At 62.2% G+C, this 16,502-nt stretch carries 13 protein-coding genes; 8 read left to right on the plus strand and 5 right to left on the minus strand.

Annotated elements, in window-relative coordinates; all coding sequences use genetic code 11:
• Positions 1 to 75: 75 nt before the first annotated feature.
• Together EN850_RS19745 and EN850_RS19750 are read left to right on the plus strand one after the other, a co-directional pair.
• The gene (locus EN850_RS19745) at positions 76 to 2,652 is read left to right on the plus strand and encodes a PAS domain-containing sensor histidine kinase (protein WP_136092059.1); all 2,577 of its coding nucleotides are present in this window, start codon (positions 76 to 78) and stop codon (positions 2,650 to 2,652) included.
• 87 nt (positions 2,653 to 2,739) lie between these two features.
• Positions 2,740 to 3,453: a DeoD-type purine-nucleoside phosphorylase gene (locus EN850_RS19750; protein WP_127278244.1), complete on the plus strand. Its 714-nt coding sequence runs from the start codon at positions 2,740 to 2,742 to the stop codon at positions 3,451 to 3,453.
• Between the two features lie 379 nt (positions 3,454 to 3,832).
• Here the strand turns inward: EN850_RS19750 and EN850_RS19760 are convergent, their stop codons facing one another.
• Positions 3,833 to 4,240 (minus strand): hypothetical protein, encoded by a 408-nt coding sequence (locus EN850_RS19760; RefSeq protein ID WP_135915842.1) that lies wholly within the window; start codon positions 4,238 to 4,240, stop codon positions 3,833 to 3,835.
• A gap of 343 nt (positions 4,241 to 4,583) precedes the next feature.
• Here EN850_RS19760 and urtA point away from each other — a divergent pair, with 343 nt between their 5' ends.
• From urtA to EN850_RS19790, 6 genes are all read left to right on the plus strand, one after another.
• Positions 4,584 to 5,864 carry an urea ABC transporter substrate-binding protein gene (gene urtA / locus EN850_RS19765; protein WP_245525068.1) on the plus strand — a complete coding sequence of 427 codons (1,281 nt, stop codon included), beginning with the start codon at positions 4,584 to 4,586 and terminating at the stop codon, positions 5,862 to 5,864.
• 107 nt (positions 5,865 to 5,971) lie between these two features.
• A complete protein-coding gene (urtB, locus tag EN850_RS19770) occupies positions 5,972 to 7,588 on the plus strand; it encodes an urea ABC transporter permease subunit UrtB (RefSeq protein WP_135915844.1) in 1,617 nt (538 codons plus the stop codon).
• A complete protein-coding gene (gene urtC / locus EN850_RS19775; RefSeq protein WP_136092060.1) occupies positions 7,585 to 8,820 on the plus strand; it encodes an urea ABC transporter permease subunit UrtC in 1,236 nt (411 codons plus the stop codon). Before urtB ends, urtC begins: the two co-directional genes overlap by 4 nt.
• Positions 8,821 to 8,826: 6 nt before the next feature.
• On the plus strand, positions 8,827 to 9,573 hold the full coding sequence (gene urtD, locus EN850_RS19780) for an urea ABC transporter ATP-binding protein UrtD (protein ID WP_127872543.1): 747 nt from the start codon (positions 8,827 to 8,829) through the stop codon (positions 9,571 to 9,573).
• 69 nt (positions 9,574 to 9,642) lie between these two features.
• Positions 9,643 to 10,338, plus strand: coding sequence for an urea ABC transporter ATP-binding subunit UrtE (urtE, locus tag EN850_RS19785; protein WP_127278250.1), 696 nt, complete (start codon positions 9,643 to 9,645; stop codon positions 10,336 to 10,338).
• A gap of 260 nt (positions 10,339 to 10,598) precedes the next feature.
• On the plus strand, positions 10,599 to 10,775 hold the full coding sequence (locus tag EN850_RS19790) for a hypothetical protein (protein WP_084636783.1): 177 nt from the start codon (positions 10,599 to 10,601) through the stop codon (positions 10,773 to 10,775).
• A gap of 49 nt (positions 10,776 to 10,824) precedes the next feature.
• Here the strand turns inward: EN850_RS19790 and EN850_RS19795 are convergent, their stop codons facing one another.
• From EN850_RS19795 to uvrA, 4 genes are all read right to left on the minus strand, one after another.
• Positions 10,825 to 11,973: a GGDEF domain-containing protein gene (locus tag EN850_RS19795; protein ID WP_136092061.1), complete on the minus strand. Its 1,149-nt coding sequence runs from the start codon at positions 11,971 to 11,973 to the stop codon at positions 10,825 to 10,827.
• 183 nt (positions 11,974 to 12,156) lie between these two features.
• Positions 12,157 to 12,963, minus strand: a complete 807-nt coding sequence (locus EN850_RS19800; protein ID WP_135918438.1) for a DUF72 domain-containing protein — start codon at positions 12,961 to 12,963, stop codon at positions 12,157 to 12,159.
• Positions 12,964 to 12,990: 27 nt separating this feature from the next.
• Entirely contained in the window at positions 12,991 to 13,497 is a 507-nt protein-coding gene (locus tag EN850_RS19805) for a GNAT family N-acetyltransferase (protein WP_135864456.1), read from the minus strand.
• Positions 13,497 to 16,418, minus strand: coding sequence for an excinuclease ABC subunit UvrA (gene uvrA / locus EN850_RS19810; protein ID WP_127872539.1), 2,922 nt, complete (start codon positions 16,416 to 16,418; stop codon positions 13,497 to 13,499). Before uvrA ends, EN850_RS19805 begins: the two co-directional genes overlap by 1 nt.
• Between the last annotated feature and the right edge of the window lie 84 nt (positions 16,419 to 16,502).

Raw genomic sequence — 16,502 nt, forward strand, 5'->3', positions numbered from 1 at the left:
AAAACCGAAGTCACTTTTGGGCGACATGCATTAGGGGCGGGTGTCGGAACCTCGGATTTCACGAGCAGGGGGCATATGGCCAAGGAAGCGCGCGGCGATTTCTATCCGGTACCGATCGTCGACCAGAATACGCGACCGGGCGCGGTCACCCGGCTTATCATCTTCATCGTCGTTCTGACGGGCGCGGCCATCGTCTTCGGCCTTTTCCGCGAGCGCCTCGGCGACCCCTTCCTGCTTGGCATGCTCGGCGTGCTGGCGATGATCGGTGTCGGCTTCCTGTTCGCGACCGCGATCGGCTTCGTGCAGATCACACCGCGCTCGACGGGCGACGAACTGTCCAAGGCTTTCGTCGATTCGATGGGCCAAGGCCTGCTGGTCACGGACACCAAGGGTCGCGTCGTCTACGCCAACCGGGCTTATGCCGATATGACCGGGGCCACCTCGGCCGCCGATCTGAAGACCGTCGAAGGATTGCTCTCGGATGTCCCCGAGGCCTCGGTGACCATTTACCGGCTGGCGTCCGGCTTGCGTGACGGGCAGCCGGGCGATGGCGAGTTCAGGCTGGCGCAATCGATCCGGCCCGGCGCTGAACCGGGCGCCCGCTGGTACCGGGCGCGCGCCCGCGCGTTCAGCGTTCCGGGCCAGCGGTTGCCGATGCTGGCCTGGCAACTCGCCGATATTTCGCAGGAGCGGGCCGAGCAGGAGCGTTTCTTCCTCGATCTGCAGAAGGCCATCGATCACCTCGACCACGCGCCGGCCGGTTTCTTTTCGGCCGATCAGGACGGCCGCGTCACCTACATCAACGCCACGCTCGCCGGATGGCTGGGCATCGACCTTGCCAGCTTCACGCCCGGCGCCGTCACCTTGCCCGATATCGTTGCCGGCGACGGCATGGCGCTGGTGCGCTCCGTCAAGGCGGATCCCGGCACGACGCGCAATGCGGTCATCGATCTCGACTTGACGACGATGACCGGCGAGGCGCTGCCAGTGCGCTTCATGCACCGCGTTTCGGCAAGCCGCGAGGGCCTCGGCGGCCCGACGCGCACCATCGTACTCAACCGTACGCAAGGCGAGGATGCCTCGGCCGATCTGCGCGCTTCGGAAGTGCGCTTCACCCGCTTCTTCAATTCGACACCGATGGCGATCGCCGGTGTCGATGCCAGCGGACGCATCCTGCGCACCAACGCACCTTTTCTGTCGCTGTTTTCCTCGGTCGTCGACCGCGATGCCGTGGATCGCCGCGTACGGCTCGATACGGTGATCCATGACCGCGACCGGCCGGCCTTTGCCGCGGCGTTCGAGAAAGCCCGGCAGCGGCAGGCCGATATCGAACCGATCGACACAGTGCTGCCCGGCAATGAAGACCGGCACATCCGTTTCTACGTCAACGCCGTCGCCGACGGTACTGGCGGCGAAGGGGCCGAGGAATCGGCCATCGTCTACGCCGTCGAGACGACCGAGCAAAAGGCGCTCGAAGGGCAGATGGCGCAAAGCCAGAAGATGCAGGCCGTCGGCCAGCTCGCCGGTGGCATCGCGCACGACTTCAACAATGTGCTGACCGCCATCATCATGGCGTCGGACCTGCTTTTGACCAATCACCGGCCGTCGGATCCGTCCTTCCCCGACATCATGAACATCAAGCAGAACGCCAACCGAGCCGCCTCGCTGGTCAGGCAGTTGCTGGCCTTCTCGCGCAAGCAGACGCTGCGGCCGGAAGTGCTGAACCTCACCGACGTGCTCGCCGATCTCAGGATGCTGCTTGCCCGGCTGGTCGGCAACGACATCAAGCTCAAGGTCGACCACGGCCGCGACCTGTGGCCGGTCAAGGTCGATATCGGCCAGTTCGAGCAGGTGGTGGTCAACCTGGCGGTCAACGCGCGCGACGCGATGCCGGCGGGAGGCGATCTCACCGTGCGCACACGCAACGTGACCGCCGAGGAGTCCAAGACCTTCCCGTATCGCGAACTCGCGGCCGCCGACTATGTGGTGGTCGAGGTCGAGGACACCGGCTCAGGCATCGCGCCCGACGTGCTGAAGAAGATCTTCGAGCCGTTCTTCACCACCAAGGAGGTCGGCAAGGGCACGGGCCTCGGTCTGTCCATGGTCTACGGCATCATCAAGCAGACCGGCGGTTTCATTTTCTGCGATTCCGAAGTCGGCAAGGGATCGACTTTCCGCATTTTCCTGCCACGTCACATCGCGGAAGCGAAAAAGGCGGCCGAACCCGGTGAAGCACCGGCCGCCGCGGCAGTCAAATTGGCCGATAGCACCAAGGACCTGTCCGGGTCGGCGACGGTACTGCTGGTCGAGGATGAGGACGCCGTGCGCATGGGCGGCATGCGGGCACTGACCTCGCGCGGTTACACCGTCCACGAGGCGTCCTCCGGCGTCGAGGCGCTGGAAGTGTTCGAAGCGCTCGGCGGCAAGGTCGACATCGTCGTTTCCGACGTAGTGATGCCGGAAATGGACGGGCCGACGCTGCTCGGTGAATTGCGCAAACGCCAGCCGGACATCAAGTTCGTCTTCGTCTCCGGCTATGCCGAGGACGCATTCGCCAGAAACCTGCCGGCGGAGGCGCATTTCGGCTTCCTGCCAAAACCGTTCTCGCTCAAGCAACTGGCTACGATCGTCAAGGATGTGCTTGAATCTTAGGTATTTCCAATGCCGCGCCCCTTGCATAACGCGGTAACAACGCCATGATTATTGGCAATATAGCAGGCGGGCTTGGGGGAGCAGCTGTTGACGCCACACATCGAGGCAAGCAAGGGCGACTACGCCGACACGATTTTGTTGCCGGGCGACCCGCAGCGCGCGGAGTGGATGGCCGGCACGTTTCTCGACACGCCGCGTTGTGTCAATCGTCGTCGCGGTGCGCTTGGCTTTACCGGCTCGTTTCGAGGCAGGCCCATCAGCATTCAGGCGACGGGTATCGGTGTTTCATCGTTCCTGATCTATGCGCATGAATTGCTTGATTATTATGGCGCCCGGACACTGATCCGCACCGGTACCTGCGGTGGCCTGAGCGCCGAGGCAAAGCTGCGCAGCCTTGTGATCTCGCAATCGGCACGGCCTGAAGACACTGAGAACGGCCGGGTCTTTGGCCTTTACGAGGCTGACGTCGGCCCGGATCCGGCGCTGCTCGCTTGCGCATTGGCCAAGGCAACCGAACTCGGCATCGACCACCACGCCGGCCTGACAGCCTGCACCGACATATTCTACCATCCCGACCCACGTGCCCGCTATGCCGACGCCAGGGCGCTCGGAGCGCTGGCCGTAGACATGGAAACCAGCGCTCTCTATCGCATCTCGGCGCATTTCGGCGCGAGGGCATTATCGCTGCTGACCGTGGTCGACAATCTGCTCACCGGCGAACAGACCGACTATTCCGAACGCCAGGAGCTTTTCACCGACATGAGCCGCCTGGCGCTCGAAATTGCCACGGAAGCGCGCTAGGCGGCGTCGCGCAACGATCGTTGTTTCATAGCCATCGGCGGCGGCGTGGGTCTTGTCGTAGACGCGTCATCGCCGAGCGCGTTTCGCGCCGCACGCTCCTGAAAGGCAGCCTTGCATCCAGCGCATTGATCGCCGGCGGCAGCTTTGTCGGCTCGTTGTTTGCCGGCGAAACACATGCGGTCGCCGCTCTTTCGACACTCGGCTTTCCCGAGTTGAAGCGTCGCGAATGAAGGGGGAGGATGAAGACGGGGAATTGGCCATGGTGTCTGCCTCTCGAGGTGGATGTGACGGCGCACCGCTGCCTATCCAGTTTCGGCAACATCCAGATGACACGGCAGACGTGCAGACTCCCAAGGCAGCCCCGAAGGGAGGCGAAGGCCTACCGATTGCCTCCCTTGGTGCAGGTTGAGGCGGTGAAGGCCCCGTCGGGTTGCTTCATGATGATGTCGAAGGAGGGCGGGTTCTGGCCGTCCAGGGTTGCCTGGGTCATCGAGAGCGCGTTGCCGCCGGCGGTATAGCCGCCGAGCGGGCCCAGCCACGAAATCACACCGTTTGCATCCATCTGATAGTTGTAAGCCTGTTGGGCGGTCCCGAAGGTGACGGGGCCTGTGTAGACGTTTCCCTTGATGGTGATGTCGCCGAGGTTGAGGAACAGGCCGAGCAGATAGACTTCGCAGTGATAAGTGCCATCGGGCATCTTGCCATCGCTGAAATCGGCTCGTGCCGCTCCGGTTGCCGCCGCCACAGACAAAATGCCGATGAATATGCGTGAAATGCCTGATGTCATGACGTCGTCCGTTTGAACGACAAGCTTGCCCTATTTTCGTGCCGCGCCGCAACATTTGTCGTCCGCGACACGTGCGCCAAGGTCAAAATATAGGCACGTGTCAAAAATGAACTAAAATTAGGCATACGCCTTGTGCGCTGCGCAAATTTCCCTCAATCATTTTTTAACCGGCTCTCTTACCTCTGTTCATTCTAATGTATCAACTAACTGATAACGTTCGGTTATTTTGCTATTTTCAGCAAGCCGGTAGCGGTTGGCACGGGGGTTGCATCGTAGTGTTGCGGTACAATCAACCAGCTTGGGAGTCTTCGGTATGAGGGGTAATTTCTCGACAATAACAAAAATGGTCTCGGCGGGCGCGGTCGCCGCCGGTTTGATGATATCCGCTCCGGCCAGGGCTGCCGACGACACGATCAAGGTCGGCATTCTCCATTCGCTGTCGGGCACAATGGCGATTTCGGAGACGACGCTGAAGGACGCCATGCTGATGCTCATCGACGAGCAGAACGCCAAGGGCGGCCTGCTCGGCAAGAAGCTTGAAGCCGTCGTCGTCGATCCGGCTTCCAACTGGCCGCTGTTCGCCGAAAAGGCGCGCGAACTGATCTCCAAGGACAAGGTCGCGGCGGTGTTCGGCTGCTGGACCTCGGTGTCGCGCAAATCGGTGTTGCCAGTGTTCTCCGAGCTCGACAACATCCTGTTCTATCCCGTCCAGTATGAGGGCGAGGAAAGCGAGCGCAACGTGTTCTACACCGGTGCGGCTCCAAACCAGCAGGCCATTCCGGCCGTCGACTATCTGATGAGCAAGGACGGCGGCTCGGTGAAGCGCTGGGTGCTGGAAGGCACCGACTACGTCTATCCGCGTACCACCAACAAGATCCTCGAAGCCTATCTGAAGTCTAAGGGCGTCGCGGCCGAAGACATCATGACCAACTACACGCCGTTCGGTTTTTCCGACTGGCAGACCGAAGTTTCGGCGATCAAGAAGTTCGGTTCGGCCGGCAAGAAGACCGCCGTCGTCTCGACCGTCAATGGCGACGCCAATGTTCCGTTCTACAAGGAACTCGGCAACCAGGGCATCAAGGCCGAAGACATCCCGGTCATGGCCTTCTCGGTGGGTGAGGAAGAACTTGCCGGTCTCGACACCAAGCCGCTGGTCGGCCATCTTGCAGCGTGGAACTATTTCGAGAGCGTCAGCACGCCCGAGAACAAGAAGTTCATTGCCGACTGGCACAAGTTCATCAAGAACAACAAGCGCACCACCAACGACCCGATGGAAGCCCACTATATCGGCTTCAACATGTGGGTGAAGGCGGTTCAAAAGGCCGGCACCACCGATCCGGACAAGGTCATCGATGCCATGGTCGGCGTTTCGGTGCCGAACCTGACCGGCGGCTATTCGACGATGATGCCGAACCATCACATCACCAAGCCGGTGCTGATCGGTGAAATCCAGGCCAATGGCCAATTCGAAACGGTTTCGAAGACATCGGGCCTGGTGATGGGTGACGAATGGTCCGACTACCTGCCCGACTCCAAGGACCTGATTTCCGATTGGCGCGCGCCGCTCAGCTGCGGCAACTTCAACGTCAAAACCGGCAAGTGCGGCGGCAAGGGCACGAACTGATCCTCCCCGGGCTGGACCTTCGGGTCCACGCCCAAGACCGCGCGCGTCCGGACAGTTCCTCCACTGTCCGGACGCCCACTTCAACCTTCAATGGTCACCGAACGCCGATGAAGATTCTCCACGCGATTGGCCTGATGCTTTTGTTTCTGCTGACGACGCTGTCGTCTTCGGGCGCTGCGGAAGCCGATCTGCGTGCCATCATCGCCAAATTCGCGACAGTAACGGACTTTTCCGAGACAGGAGCTGTCGTTCAAGAGTTGACGGCCACAGGCGATCCGGCTGTCGAACGGCCGCTTGCTGCACTGGCGGACGGCAATCTTTACGTTCGTACGGCCGACTCGATGGTGTTTGTCGGCAAGGAAGGCGACGAAAACGTCCAGCTTTTCGACCCGCTGAGCGGCGAGCCAGCAGGCGAGGCCCCCGAGGACGACATAACCAAGATCAGCGTCAACAACACGTTGCGCCGCACGATCCGCGATGCATTGGGCACGTTGACGCTTGGTTCCAAGGATCCGACGGTCCGCATCGCCGCCGCGGACACCATGTTCAAGACACCGGACGCCGCCAATATCGGCCCGCTCGACGCAGTCATCGCCAGTGAAAGCGTGGCGAGCGTCAAGGCTTTGCTGGAACAGGCGCGTGCCGCTTCCATACTGGTTTCGGACAAGCCCGACGCAGACAAGCTCGCCGCAATCGCCCTGATCGGTGCGCGCGGCGACCGCGATGCTGTTTCGCTGCTCACCTCGGTCGAGGCCAACGCCTCTGGAGCGGTCAAGGACGCGGCGACGGCTGCGATCGCAAACATCAATTCGACGCTGGCCTTGTGGGATGCCGGCCAGAACATCTGGTATGGGATATCGCTGGGTTCGGTGCTGCTGCTGGCAGCGATCGGGCTTGCGATCACGTTCGGCGTCATGGGCGTCATCAACATGGCGCATGGCGAGATGGTGATGCTCGGCGCCTACACGACTTTCGTCGTCCAGCAGGTGATCCGCACGTCCTTTCCCGGCCTCTTTGACTGGTCGCTGGTGATCGCGCTGCCGCTTGCCTTCCTGGTTGCGGCATTCGTCGGTCTCATCATCGAGCGCGGCGTCATCCGCTTTCTTTACGGCCGGCCGCTGGAGACGCTGCTGGCGACCTGGGGCGTATCGCTGATCCTGCAGCAGGCGGTGCGCTCGATCTTCGGACCGACCAACCAGGAGGTCGGCAATCCGTCCTGGATGTCCGGCTCATTCGACGTCGGACAACTGGCCATCACCTGGAACCGGCTGTGGATACTGGTGTTCGCGCTCACGGTGTTCGGCATGTTGCTCTACGTGATGAAGCGCACGCCCTGGGGCCTGCAGATGCGCGCAGTCACCGCCAATCGGCGCATGGCCGCCTCGATGGGCATCAGGACGCCGTGGGTCGACGCGCTGACTTTCGCGCTGGGGTCCGGCATTGCCGGTATTGCAGGCGTCGCGCTCAGCCAGATCGACAATGTTTCGCCCAATCTCGGTCGCGGCTACATCATCGACAGTTTCATGGTCGTCGTCTTCGGCGGTGTCGGCAATCTCTGGGGCACGCTGGTCGGCGCCTTCTCGCTCGGCATCGTCAACAAGGTTCTCGAACCCTATGCCGGCGCCGTGCTCGGCAAGATCGTCGTGCTGGTGCTGATCATCCTGTTCATCCAGAAGCGCCCGCGCGGCCTGTTCGCGCTCAAGGGCAGGGCGGTGGAAGCATGATGTCAGGACGCTTCTTCGCCGCGGGTGCCGACCGCCGCATCGCCATCACCATTTTCGCCCTGCTGGCGGTGGCCGTCATCGTGCCGCTGCTCAACCTGGCTGTTTCGCCAACCAGCGCCTTCTACGTGCCGTCCTACATAGTCGCGCTGACCGGCAAGTATCTCTGCTACGCGCTGCTGGCGCTGTCGCTCGATCTGGTCTGGGGCTATTGCGGCATCCTTTCGCTTGGCCACGGCGCCTTCTTCGCGCTCGGCGGCTATGCGATGGGCATGTATCTTATGCGCCAGATCGGCTCGCGCGGCGTCTACGGCAATCCGATCCTGCCTGATTTCATGGTGTTCCTGAACTACAAGCAATTGCCGTGGTTCTGGACCGGCTTCGATCATTTCTGGTTCGCGGCAATCATGGTGCTGGCGGTGCCCGGCCTGCTTGCCTTCGTCTTCGGCTGGTTCGCCTTCCGCAGCCGCGTCACCGGCGTCTATCTCTCGATCATCACCCAGGCGATGACCTATGCGCTGCTGCTCGCTTTCTTCCGCAACGACATGGGCTTCGGCGGCAACAACGGGCTCACCGATTTCAAGGATATTCTGGGCTTTAACGTGCAGGCCGACGCGACCCGTTCGGCGCTGTTCGCGGCCAGCGCGGTAATGCTCGCGCTCGCCGTTTTCGTCACCTGGGCGATCGTCGGCTCCAAATACGGCAAGCTGCTGATGGCCGTGCGTGATGCCGAAAGCCGTACGCGTTTCCTCGGCTGGCGGGCGGAGAACGTGAAACTGTTCGCCTTCACCGTTTCGGCCGTCATGGCAGGCATTGCCGGCGCGCTCTACGTGCCGCAGGTCGGCATCATCAATCCCGGCGAATTCGAACCGTCCAATTCGATCGAGGTGGTGATCTGGGCGGCGGTGGGCGGACGCGGCACGATCGTCGGGCCGATCATCGGCGCGCTGCTCGTCAATGCCGGCAAATCCTGGTTTACCGGTGTGCTGCCGGAATTCTGGCTGTTCGCGCTGGGCGGCCTGTTCGTCGCTGTCACCTTGCTCCTGCCGAAGGGCATAATCGGCATGTGGGACAGCTGGCGCGGCAATGCCAGGGCGTTGCGCGCGGCTTCCCTCGCTGACGAAGCCGGTACCGAGGCGAGAGTCGCATCCGCCACCTCGAAGCCTGCTCGATCGCCGGCGAGAAATCCAGGCGAATGGTCCTGGTCCGACCCCGAACCGCAGGCGGCGGAGTAAGCGGCCATGAGCAAGTCCAACACAATCCTCTATCTCGACGGCGTCTCGGTCTCCTTCGACGGCTTTCGCGCCATCAACAATCTGTCGCTGGTGCTCGACAAGGGCGAGATGCGCGCCATTATCGGCCCTAACGGCGCCGGCAAGACAACGATGATGGACATCGTCACCGGCAAGACGCGACCCGACGAAGGCGAAGTGTTCTTCGACGGCCAGGTGGACCTCACCAGGCATGACGAAGCCGAGATCGCCATGATGGGCATCGGCCGCAAATTCCAGAAGCCGACCGTCTTCGAAAGCCACACGATCGAGGAAAACCTGATGCTGGCGCTGAAGGGGCCGCGCTCGATCTTCCCGGCGCTGTTCCACCGCCAATCGGCCGCCGAGACGCGACGGATCGACGAGATTCTTGGCATCATCCGGTTGGGCGACAAGCGTCATGACCTTGCGGCCAATCTCAGCCACGGCCAGAAGCAGTGGCTCGAGATCGGCATGCTCTTGGCGCAGGACCCGAAGCTGCTTCTGGTCGACGAGCCGGTCGCCGGCATGACCGATGCCGAGACCGAGGAAACCGCGCGGCTGCTCAGGGACATCGCGCGTGACCATTCGGTCATCGTCGTCGAGCACGACATGCATTTCGTGCGTGAGCTCGGCGTCAAGGTCACCTGCCTGCATGAGGGCTCGGTGCTCTCCGAAGGGACGCTCGATTTCGTATCGGCCGACGAGCGCGTCGTCGAAGTCTATTTGGGGAGATGAGCATGGTCTGGCGGGTGCAATTCCATCATTTCGACATGTCGTTTCTCCGGTTTTGGAGAAGGCGCTGACATGCTCGAAGTTTCCAATGCCACGCTCCATTACGGCGCCGCCCAGGCGCTGCGTGGCGTGTCGCTGAAGGCGGCTGCCGGCCAGATCACCTGCGTGCTCGGCCGCAACGGCGTCGGCAAGACAAGTTTGATGAGATCGATCGTCGGCCATCACCGGCTGACGAGCGGAAGCGTTGCCTTCGAGGGGAAGGCGCTCGACCGGAGCGCGGCGTATGACCGCGCCCGGTCGGGCATCGCATTCGTGCCGCAGGGCAGGGAGATCTTTCCGCTGCTCAGCGTGCGCGAAAACCTCGAATCCGGCTTCGCGCCCTTGAGGCGCGCCGACCGCGACGTGCCGGCGCACGTCTTCGAGCTGTTTCCGGTGCTGAGGCAGATGCTTGGCCGCCGTGGCGGCGATCTTTCCGGCGGTCAACAGCAGCAGTTGGCCATCGGCAGGGCACTGGTAATGCGGCCGAAGCTGCTGGTGCTCGACGAGCCGACCGAAGGCATCCAGCCCTCCGTTATCAAGGACATCGGCCGCGCCATACGTTATCTGCGCGACCAGGCCGGCATCGCTGTGTTGCTGGTCGAACAGTATCTCGACTTCTGCCGAGAGCTTGCCGACGAGGTCAACATCATGGATCGCGGCCAGATCGTCCACACCGGCCCGGCGCAAGATTTAGACCGGGCTGATGTTCGCAAATTCCTCACGGTCTAGAATCGGCACTGGACTTCAGTTGAAGATTTGAAGTTCTTGGCAAGTCCAATATTTCTTCCATCCATCATCCGCGTCTCTGGCACACGCGATGTCGCATGCTAGTCTTTTCCAGGCTTTGTGAGTCGGCCGCTTCCGTATCAGTCTGGTTATAGCAGATCGAGGCGCGGCGAAGGTTCTGCAAGTTCCACGCAAGCAAGGCTTCCTAGCTTCCCGATCTCTGTCGTTCAAACGCGTTTGGGCACACAGGCTAAGGGACAGCCATGGAACGTTACGTCGAGGACTACCAGAAGCGGCGGCTTACCGAACGTGTCGACATCATCGCCGCCATCAACATCTTGAGGTCACAGGGCTGCGACTACGATGATCTGATCGAGGAGATCACCAAGGTCTTCTACGTCGACCTCGATGCCTTCAATGAAATCGTCATGGCGGCCTAGGGGCAGTCTTCGCTATTCAACAATCACAGAGTCGCCATGATGCGAGTGATCAGCTCGCGCGCCGGAATGGCGAGGCGATGACGCGGTTGCGGCCTCCGCGCTTGGCGTCGTAGAGCGCCTTGTCGGCGGCGCTGAGCACCTTGTCCAAGCTGAGGCCCTCCTTGCTGCCAAACGCAAATCCGGCGCTGACCGTGCAAGTGAGCGAGCCGGTTTCGGTTTCTATCAACCGCATCGCGAAAGCCGCCCGGATGCGCTCAGCTGATTCCTCGACCGTCTCCGGCAGAGTGCGCCTCAGCACCAGTGCGAATTCCTCGCCGCCCATGCGCGCGGCGACGTCGGCCGATCGAAGGTTGGCTGCCAACTCTCTGGCGAACACCTTCAGCACCTCGTCGCCCGCCGCGTGGCCGAATTCGTCGTTGATGGCTTTGAAATTGTCGAGGTCGAAGACGACCACGGCGGTAAAGGCGCCGACCGGAATATGGCCATGCATGTCGAACAGGGCGCGCCGGTTGAGCAGGCCGGTCAGGGGATCCGTCAGGGCGTTGCGGTGGTGGTGCCGCGCCAGACGCCCCTGGTTGAGGGCAAGCGAGAGTGCGCCAATACCCGTCATGCTGGCGATCACCACGATCAGGCTGAGCTCTTCTGCCCAATTGCTTGGCGCGTGGCCGAGCACCAGTTTTCCGTCCCAAGCGAGAACCATGGCGCAGAGCGCGAAGGACGTGGCCGTGGCCGAATAGAGCGTGGTGATGCCGATCGTCAAGGCGGGCGCCTCATCGCGGCCTCTCCAATATTCGAACGCCGTGGCGAACAGGAGCAAGGCAGCGAACATGTTCTCGAAAATGAAGCCGAGGCCGTCATAGCCCAAAGCCATGGGAGGCAGCGCTATCGCCAGGGAAACGCAACCCCACAGCGCCCGCAGCAGCGGCGAGCCGCCGGTGCGGAACTGATAGGCGGCACCCAGCATGGCCGAAAAACCGATCAGCAGGAACGCCGAGGTGGCGATGCCGAGCAGGCGCCCGGGCATGTCGATATAGGCGTCATAGATGAAAATATCGCCAACCACGAACACCAGGCTGATCGCCCATGTCAGCAGGAACTTTTCCGAGCGGGCGGTCAGCCACATGCCGAACAGCGTCAGGCTGAGGCAAGCGGCGGAGAAACCGACAGCGAGCAGAAGTGAAGTGTAGTCGAGCGACATGCCCCTCTTTCCCTGCCGGCGACGGCTCCAGCTCTGCAGCTTGGCGTCGGAGTATTCATGCGGCAAGGAAGTGTCGATAAGGTTACGATCACGGCGAAGATGCCCAGGAATAGGCGCTTTGCTACGCCCAAAACGCATAGGCGACGCACTTATAGCGGGTGCTGGAAACCGACTGATTCTTTTTCAGTCGGTTACGCGCCTCATCAGCGCCATTGCCCCGAACGGCGCGCGCACCTTGCCCTCGGTGATGAAGTAGACGAACACATCGCGCGGCTGGACCGGGGCGTCGGTGGCGGGGCCGGCGCGCCGCAGATCGGCCGGCTGCTTGCCTTCCGCCCAGATTTTTGCGCGCGCCGCCCATTCATCGAGGCCTTTTGGCGTGTAGCAATCGGGATTGTCGTCGCTGCCGGTCTGCAACCGCGCATAGACGAAATCGCCGGTGATATCGGCGATGTCAGGATATTTGGCATGGTCGGCATAGACGATCGCCGCCTTGTATTTGCGCGCGAGTGCGGCGAACTCCGGCACGATGAAGCTGTCGTTGCGCACTTCGAGCGCGTGGCGCAGCGCGACGCCGTCCTGCTTTTCCGGCAGCAGTTTCAGAAACGCCTCGAAATCGTCAGGGTCGAATTTCTTGGTCGGCGCGAACTGCCACAGGATCGGTCCGAGCTTTTCACCGAGCGCGGCCACGCCGGAACCGAGGAAACGCATCATCGACTCGCCGGCTTCGCCCAGCACACGCCGATTGGTGACGAAGCGGTTGCCTTTCAGCGAATAGACGAAACCGTCTGGCGCCTCGTTGGCCCATTTGACGAAGGTCGGCTCCTTGAAGCTCGAATAATAGGTGCCGTTGACCTCGATGCTCGGCACTTGCCGGCTGGCGTAGTTCAGTTGCTTGGCCTTCGACAACTTGTCCGGATAGAAGGACGTGTCCCAAGGCTCGAAGGTCCAGCCGCCCATGCCGGCGCGGATTGTTCCCGATTTGCTCATCGTCGTCCTCCCCGATTTCAAAAGCGATCAAGCCGCGGTGGGCCTGTCGACGGGTTTGGCCATGTCGACCAGTACCCACCCTGGCCGATAGGGATTGGGTCGGCGACCCGTTTCGTGAAAACCATAGGCGAGATAGAGCGCGATGTTCCGTTCCATCTTGGCGTTGGTGTAGAGCCGCACCTCCGGCAGGCCCCACAGACTTGCCTGTTCATCCGCGTGATTGAGTAACGCGATGCCAAATCCCTTGCCTTGGGAGCCGGGGGCGACCGCGACGGAGAAGATCATGACGTGGTCGGGATGGCGCTCCAGCGTGATTAGCCCGGCAAGCGTGGCGTCCCTCTCCAGCAGCCAGACCTCGCCCTGGGCGACGCGCGGTGCGTAGTCCTCGGTAACCGGGATCGGTGGCGCGTCGAGTATCGCGTTGTAGGGGGCATAGGCCGCTTGAGTCAGCGCGACGATCGCGGCGAGATCTTCTGGGCGGGCAAGCCTCACGCCAAAGCTACTCTGGACCGTGATGCGACCATCCCTACCCATCACTCCGCCGCTTCGCGCTTGCCCCCCGGGCGCCGTTCCAGAAGCTCCTTGAGGAACTGGCCGGTGTAGCTGCGCTTCTCCCGCACGATTGCTTCCGGCGTTCCAGACGCAACCAGCTCGCCGCCGCCATCACCGCCTTCGGGACCGAGGTCGAGCACCCAGTCGGCGGTCTTGATCACTTCGAGATTGTGCTCGATGACCACCACCGTGTTGCCCTGGTCGACCAATTCGTGCAGCACTTCCAACAGCTTGGCGACGTCGTGGAAATGCAGGCCAGTGGTCGGCTCGTCGAGGATGTAGAGCGTCTTGCCCGTCGCCTTGCGCGACAGTTCCTTGGCCAGCTTGATGCGTTGCGCCTCGCCGCCCGACAGCGTCGTCGCCTGCTGGCCGATATGGATGTAGCCGAGGCCGACCTGCTTCAGCGTGTCGAGCTTGTCGCGCACGCCAGGCACGGCGGCGAAGAAATCGACGCCTTCCTCGACGGTCATGTCGAGCACGTCGGCGATCGACTTGCCCTTGAACAGGACGTCGAGCGTCTCCCTATTGTAGCGCTTGCCGTGGCAGACATCGCAGGTGACGTAGACGTCGGGCAAGAAGTGCATCTCGATCTTGATGACGCCGTCGCCCTGGCAGGCCTCGCAGCGGCCGCCCTTGACGTTGAACGAGAAACGTCCCGGCTGGTAGCCGCGCGCCTTGGCTTCCGGCAGGCCGGCGAACCAGTCGCGGATCGGCGTGAAGGCGCCGGTATAGGTAGCGGGGTTCGAACGCGGCGTCCGCCCGATGGGCGACTGGTCGATGTCGATGACCTTGTCGAGGAATTCCAGCCCCTCGATGCGGTCGTGTTCGGCCGGATGCTCGCGCGAACCCATGATGCGGCGCGAGGCCGCCTTGAACAGCGTCTCGATCAGGAAGGTCGACTTGCCGCCGCCCGACACGCCGGTGACGGCGGTGAAGGTGCCGAGCGGGATTTCGGCGGTGACGTTCTTCAGATTGTTGCCGCGTGCGCCGACAACCTTCAGGCGCCGGTTCTTCTTCGCCTCGCGACGCACGCCGGGCGTCGCTACTTCGAGCGCACCCGACAAATATTTGCCGGTGATCGAATTGGGGTTGGCCATCACCTGCTGCGGCGTGCCCTGGGCGATGATCTCGCCGCCATGGATGCCGGCGGCCGGACCCATGTCGACGACATAGTCGGCATGCAGGATGGCGTCCTCGTCATGCTCGACGACGATCACCGTGTTGCCGATGTCGCGCAAATGCTTGAGCGTGTCGAGCAGACGCGTGTTGTCGCGCTGGTGCAGGCCGATCGACGGCTCGTCCAGAACGTAGAGCACGCCGGTGAGGCCCGAGCCGATCTGCGAGGCCAGCCGGATGCGCTGGCTTTCGCCGCCCGACAGCGTGCCGGAATTGCGCGACAAAGTGAGATAGTCGAGACCGACATCGTTGAGGAAGCGCAGGCGCTCGCGGATTTCCTTCAAGACGCGGACAGCGATCTCATTCTGCTTGTCGTTGAGCTGCGCCGGCAGGTCGGTAAACCAGCGATCGGCATTGCGGATCGACTGTTCCGTCACTTCGCCGATATGCTTGCCGCCGATCTTCACCGCCAGCGCTTCAGGCTTCAGCCGATAGCCCTTGCAGGCCGGGCAGGGCGTTGCCGACATGAAGCGCTCGATCTCCTCGCGCATCCAGGCGGATTCGGTTTCCTTCCAGCGTCGCTCGAGATTGGGGATGACGCCTTCGAAGGTCTTGGTCGTCTTGTAGGAGCGCAGGCCGTCATCATATTGGAAGGTGATTTCGCGCTCGCCGGTGCCGCGCAGGATCGCCTCCTGGGCCTCGGCGGAAAGATCCTTGAACTTGTCGCCGAGCTTGAAGTTGTAGGCCTTGCCCAATGCCTCGAGCGTCTGCGAGTAATAGGGCGAGGTCGACTTCGCCCACGGGCTGACGGCGCCGTCGCGCAGCGACACGTTCTCGTCGGGCACGACGAGGTTGGGATCGATGGCGCGCTGGCTGCCGAGACCGTCGCAGGTCGGGCAGGCGCCGAACGGGTTGTTGAAGGAGAACAGCCTGGGTTCGATCTCCGGAATGGTGAAGCCGGACACCGGACAGGCAAATTTTTCCGAGAACAGGATGCGCTCATGCGTCTCGTTCTTGGATTTGTTGACCGAATCCTCGCCGGTCTGGCTGGCGTCGAGCGGCTTGTCGGCGAACTCGGCCACCGCCAGCCCCTCGGCCAGCTTCAATGCCGTCTCGATGGAGTCGGCGAGACGCGTGGCAAGGTCGCCGCGCACGACGATGCGGTCGACGACGACGTCGATGTCGTGCTTGTATTTCTTGTCCAGCGCCGGCACGTCGGCGATTTCATAGAAGACGCCGTCGACCTTGACGCGCTGGAACCCCTTCTTCTGCAACTCCAGCAGTTCCTTGCGGTATTCGCCCTTGCGGCCGCGCACGATGGGCGCCAGCAGGAACAGGCGCGTGCCTTCCTCGACCGCCAGTACCCGGTCGACCATCTGGCTGACCGTCTGGCTCTCGATCGGCAGGCCGGTGGCCGGCGAATAGGGCACGCCGACACGGGCAAACAGAAGCCGCATATAGTCGTAGATCTCGGTGACGGTGCCGACCGTCGAACGCGGGTTCTTCGAGGTGGTCTTCTGCTCGATGGAGATGGCCGGCGAAAGGCCGTCGATCTGGTCGACGTCGGGCTTCTGCATCATTTCGAGGAATTGCCGTGCATAGGCCGAGAGGCTCTCGACATAGCGGCGCTGGCCCTCGGCATAGATGGTGTCGAAGGCGAGCGATGATTTGCCGGAGCCCGACAGGCCGGTCATGACGATCAGGCTGTCACGCGGCAGGTCGAGATCGACATTCTTCAGATTGTGTTCGCGCGCCCCGCGAATGGAAAGGAATTTATGGTCGGCCATCGCCGGTCGCCGCCTCAGATCTGGAATTCGTGGGATTGGCGGGTTTTTCCCGGCCATCCCCTATGTAGGTCTTTTTGCCGCCAC

Source organism: Mesorhizobium sp. M8A.F.Ca.ET.207.01.1.1 (assembly GCF_004794715.1).
Taxonomy (GTDB): Bacteria; Pseudomonadota; Alphaproteobacteria; order Rhizobiales; family Rhizobiaceae; genus Mesorhizobium.

Excerpts from the sequence above, each read along its gene's own strand:
- EN850_RS19745 (WP_136092059.1), top strand. The coding sequence starts at position 76 with ATGGCCAAGGAAGCGCGCGGCGATTTCTATCCGGTACCGATCGTCGAC.
- EN850_RS19760 (WP_135915842.1), bottom strand. The coding sequence starts at position 4,240 with ATGACATCAGGCATTTCACGCATATTCATCGGCATTTTGTCTGTGGCG.
- urtA (WP_245525068.1), top strand. The coding sequence starts at position 4,584 with ATGGTCTCGGCGGGCGCGGTCGCCGCCGGTTTGATGATATCCGCTCCG.
- urtB (WP_135915844.1), top strand. The coding sequence starts at position 5,972 with ATGAAGATTCTCCACGCGATTGGCCTGATGCTTTTGTTTCTGCTGACG.
- urtC (WP_136092060.1), top strand. The coding sequence starts at position 7,585 with ATGATGTCAGGACGCTTCTTCGCCGCGGGTGCCGACCGCCGCATCGCC.
- urtD (WP_127872543.1), top strand. The coding sequence starts at position 8,827 with ATGAGCAAGTCCAACACAATCCTCTATCTCGACGGCGTCTCGGTCTCC.
- urtE (WP_127278250.1), top strand. The coding sequence starts at position 9,643 with ATGCTCGAAGTTTCCAATGCCACGCTCCATTACGGCGCCGCCCAGGCG.
- EN850_RS19790 (WP_084636783.1), top strand. The coding sequence starts at position 10,599 with ATGGAACGTTACGTCGAGGACTACCAGAAGCGGCGGCTTACCGAACGT.
- EN850_RS19795 (WP_136092061.1), bottom strand. The coding sequence starts at position 11,973 with ATGTCGCTCGACTACACTTCACTTCTGCTCGCTGTCGGTTTCTCCGCC.
- EN850_RS19800 (WP_135918438.1), bottom strand. The coding sequence starts at position 12,963 with ATGAGCAAATCGGGAACAATCCGCGCCGGCATGGGCGGCTGGACCTTC.
- EN850_RS19805 (WP_135864456.1), bottom strand. The coding sequence starts at position 13,497 with ATGGGTAGGGATGGTCGCATCACGGTCCAGAGTAGCTTTGGCGTGAGG.
- uvrA (WP_127872539.1), bottom strand. The coding sequence starts at position 16,418 with ATGGCCGACCATAAATTCCTTTCCATTCGCGGGGCGCGCGAACACAAT.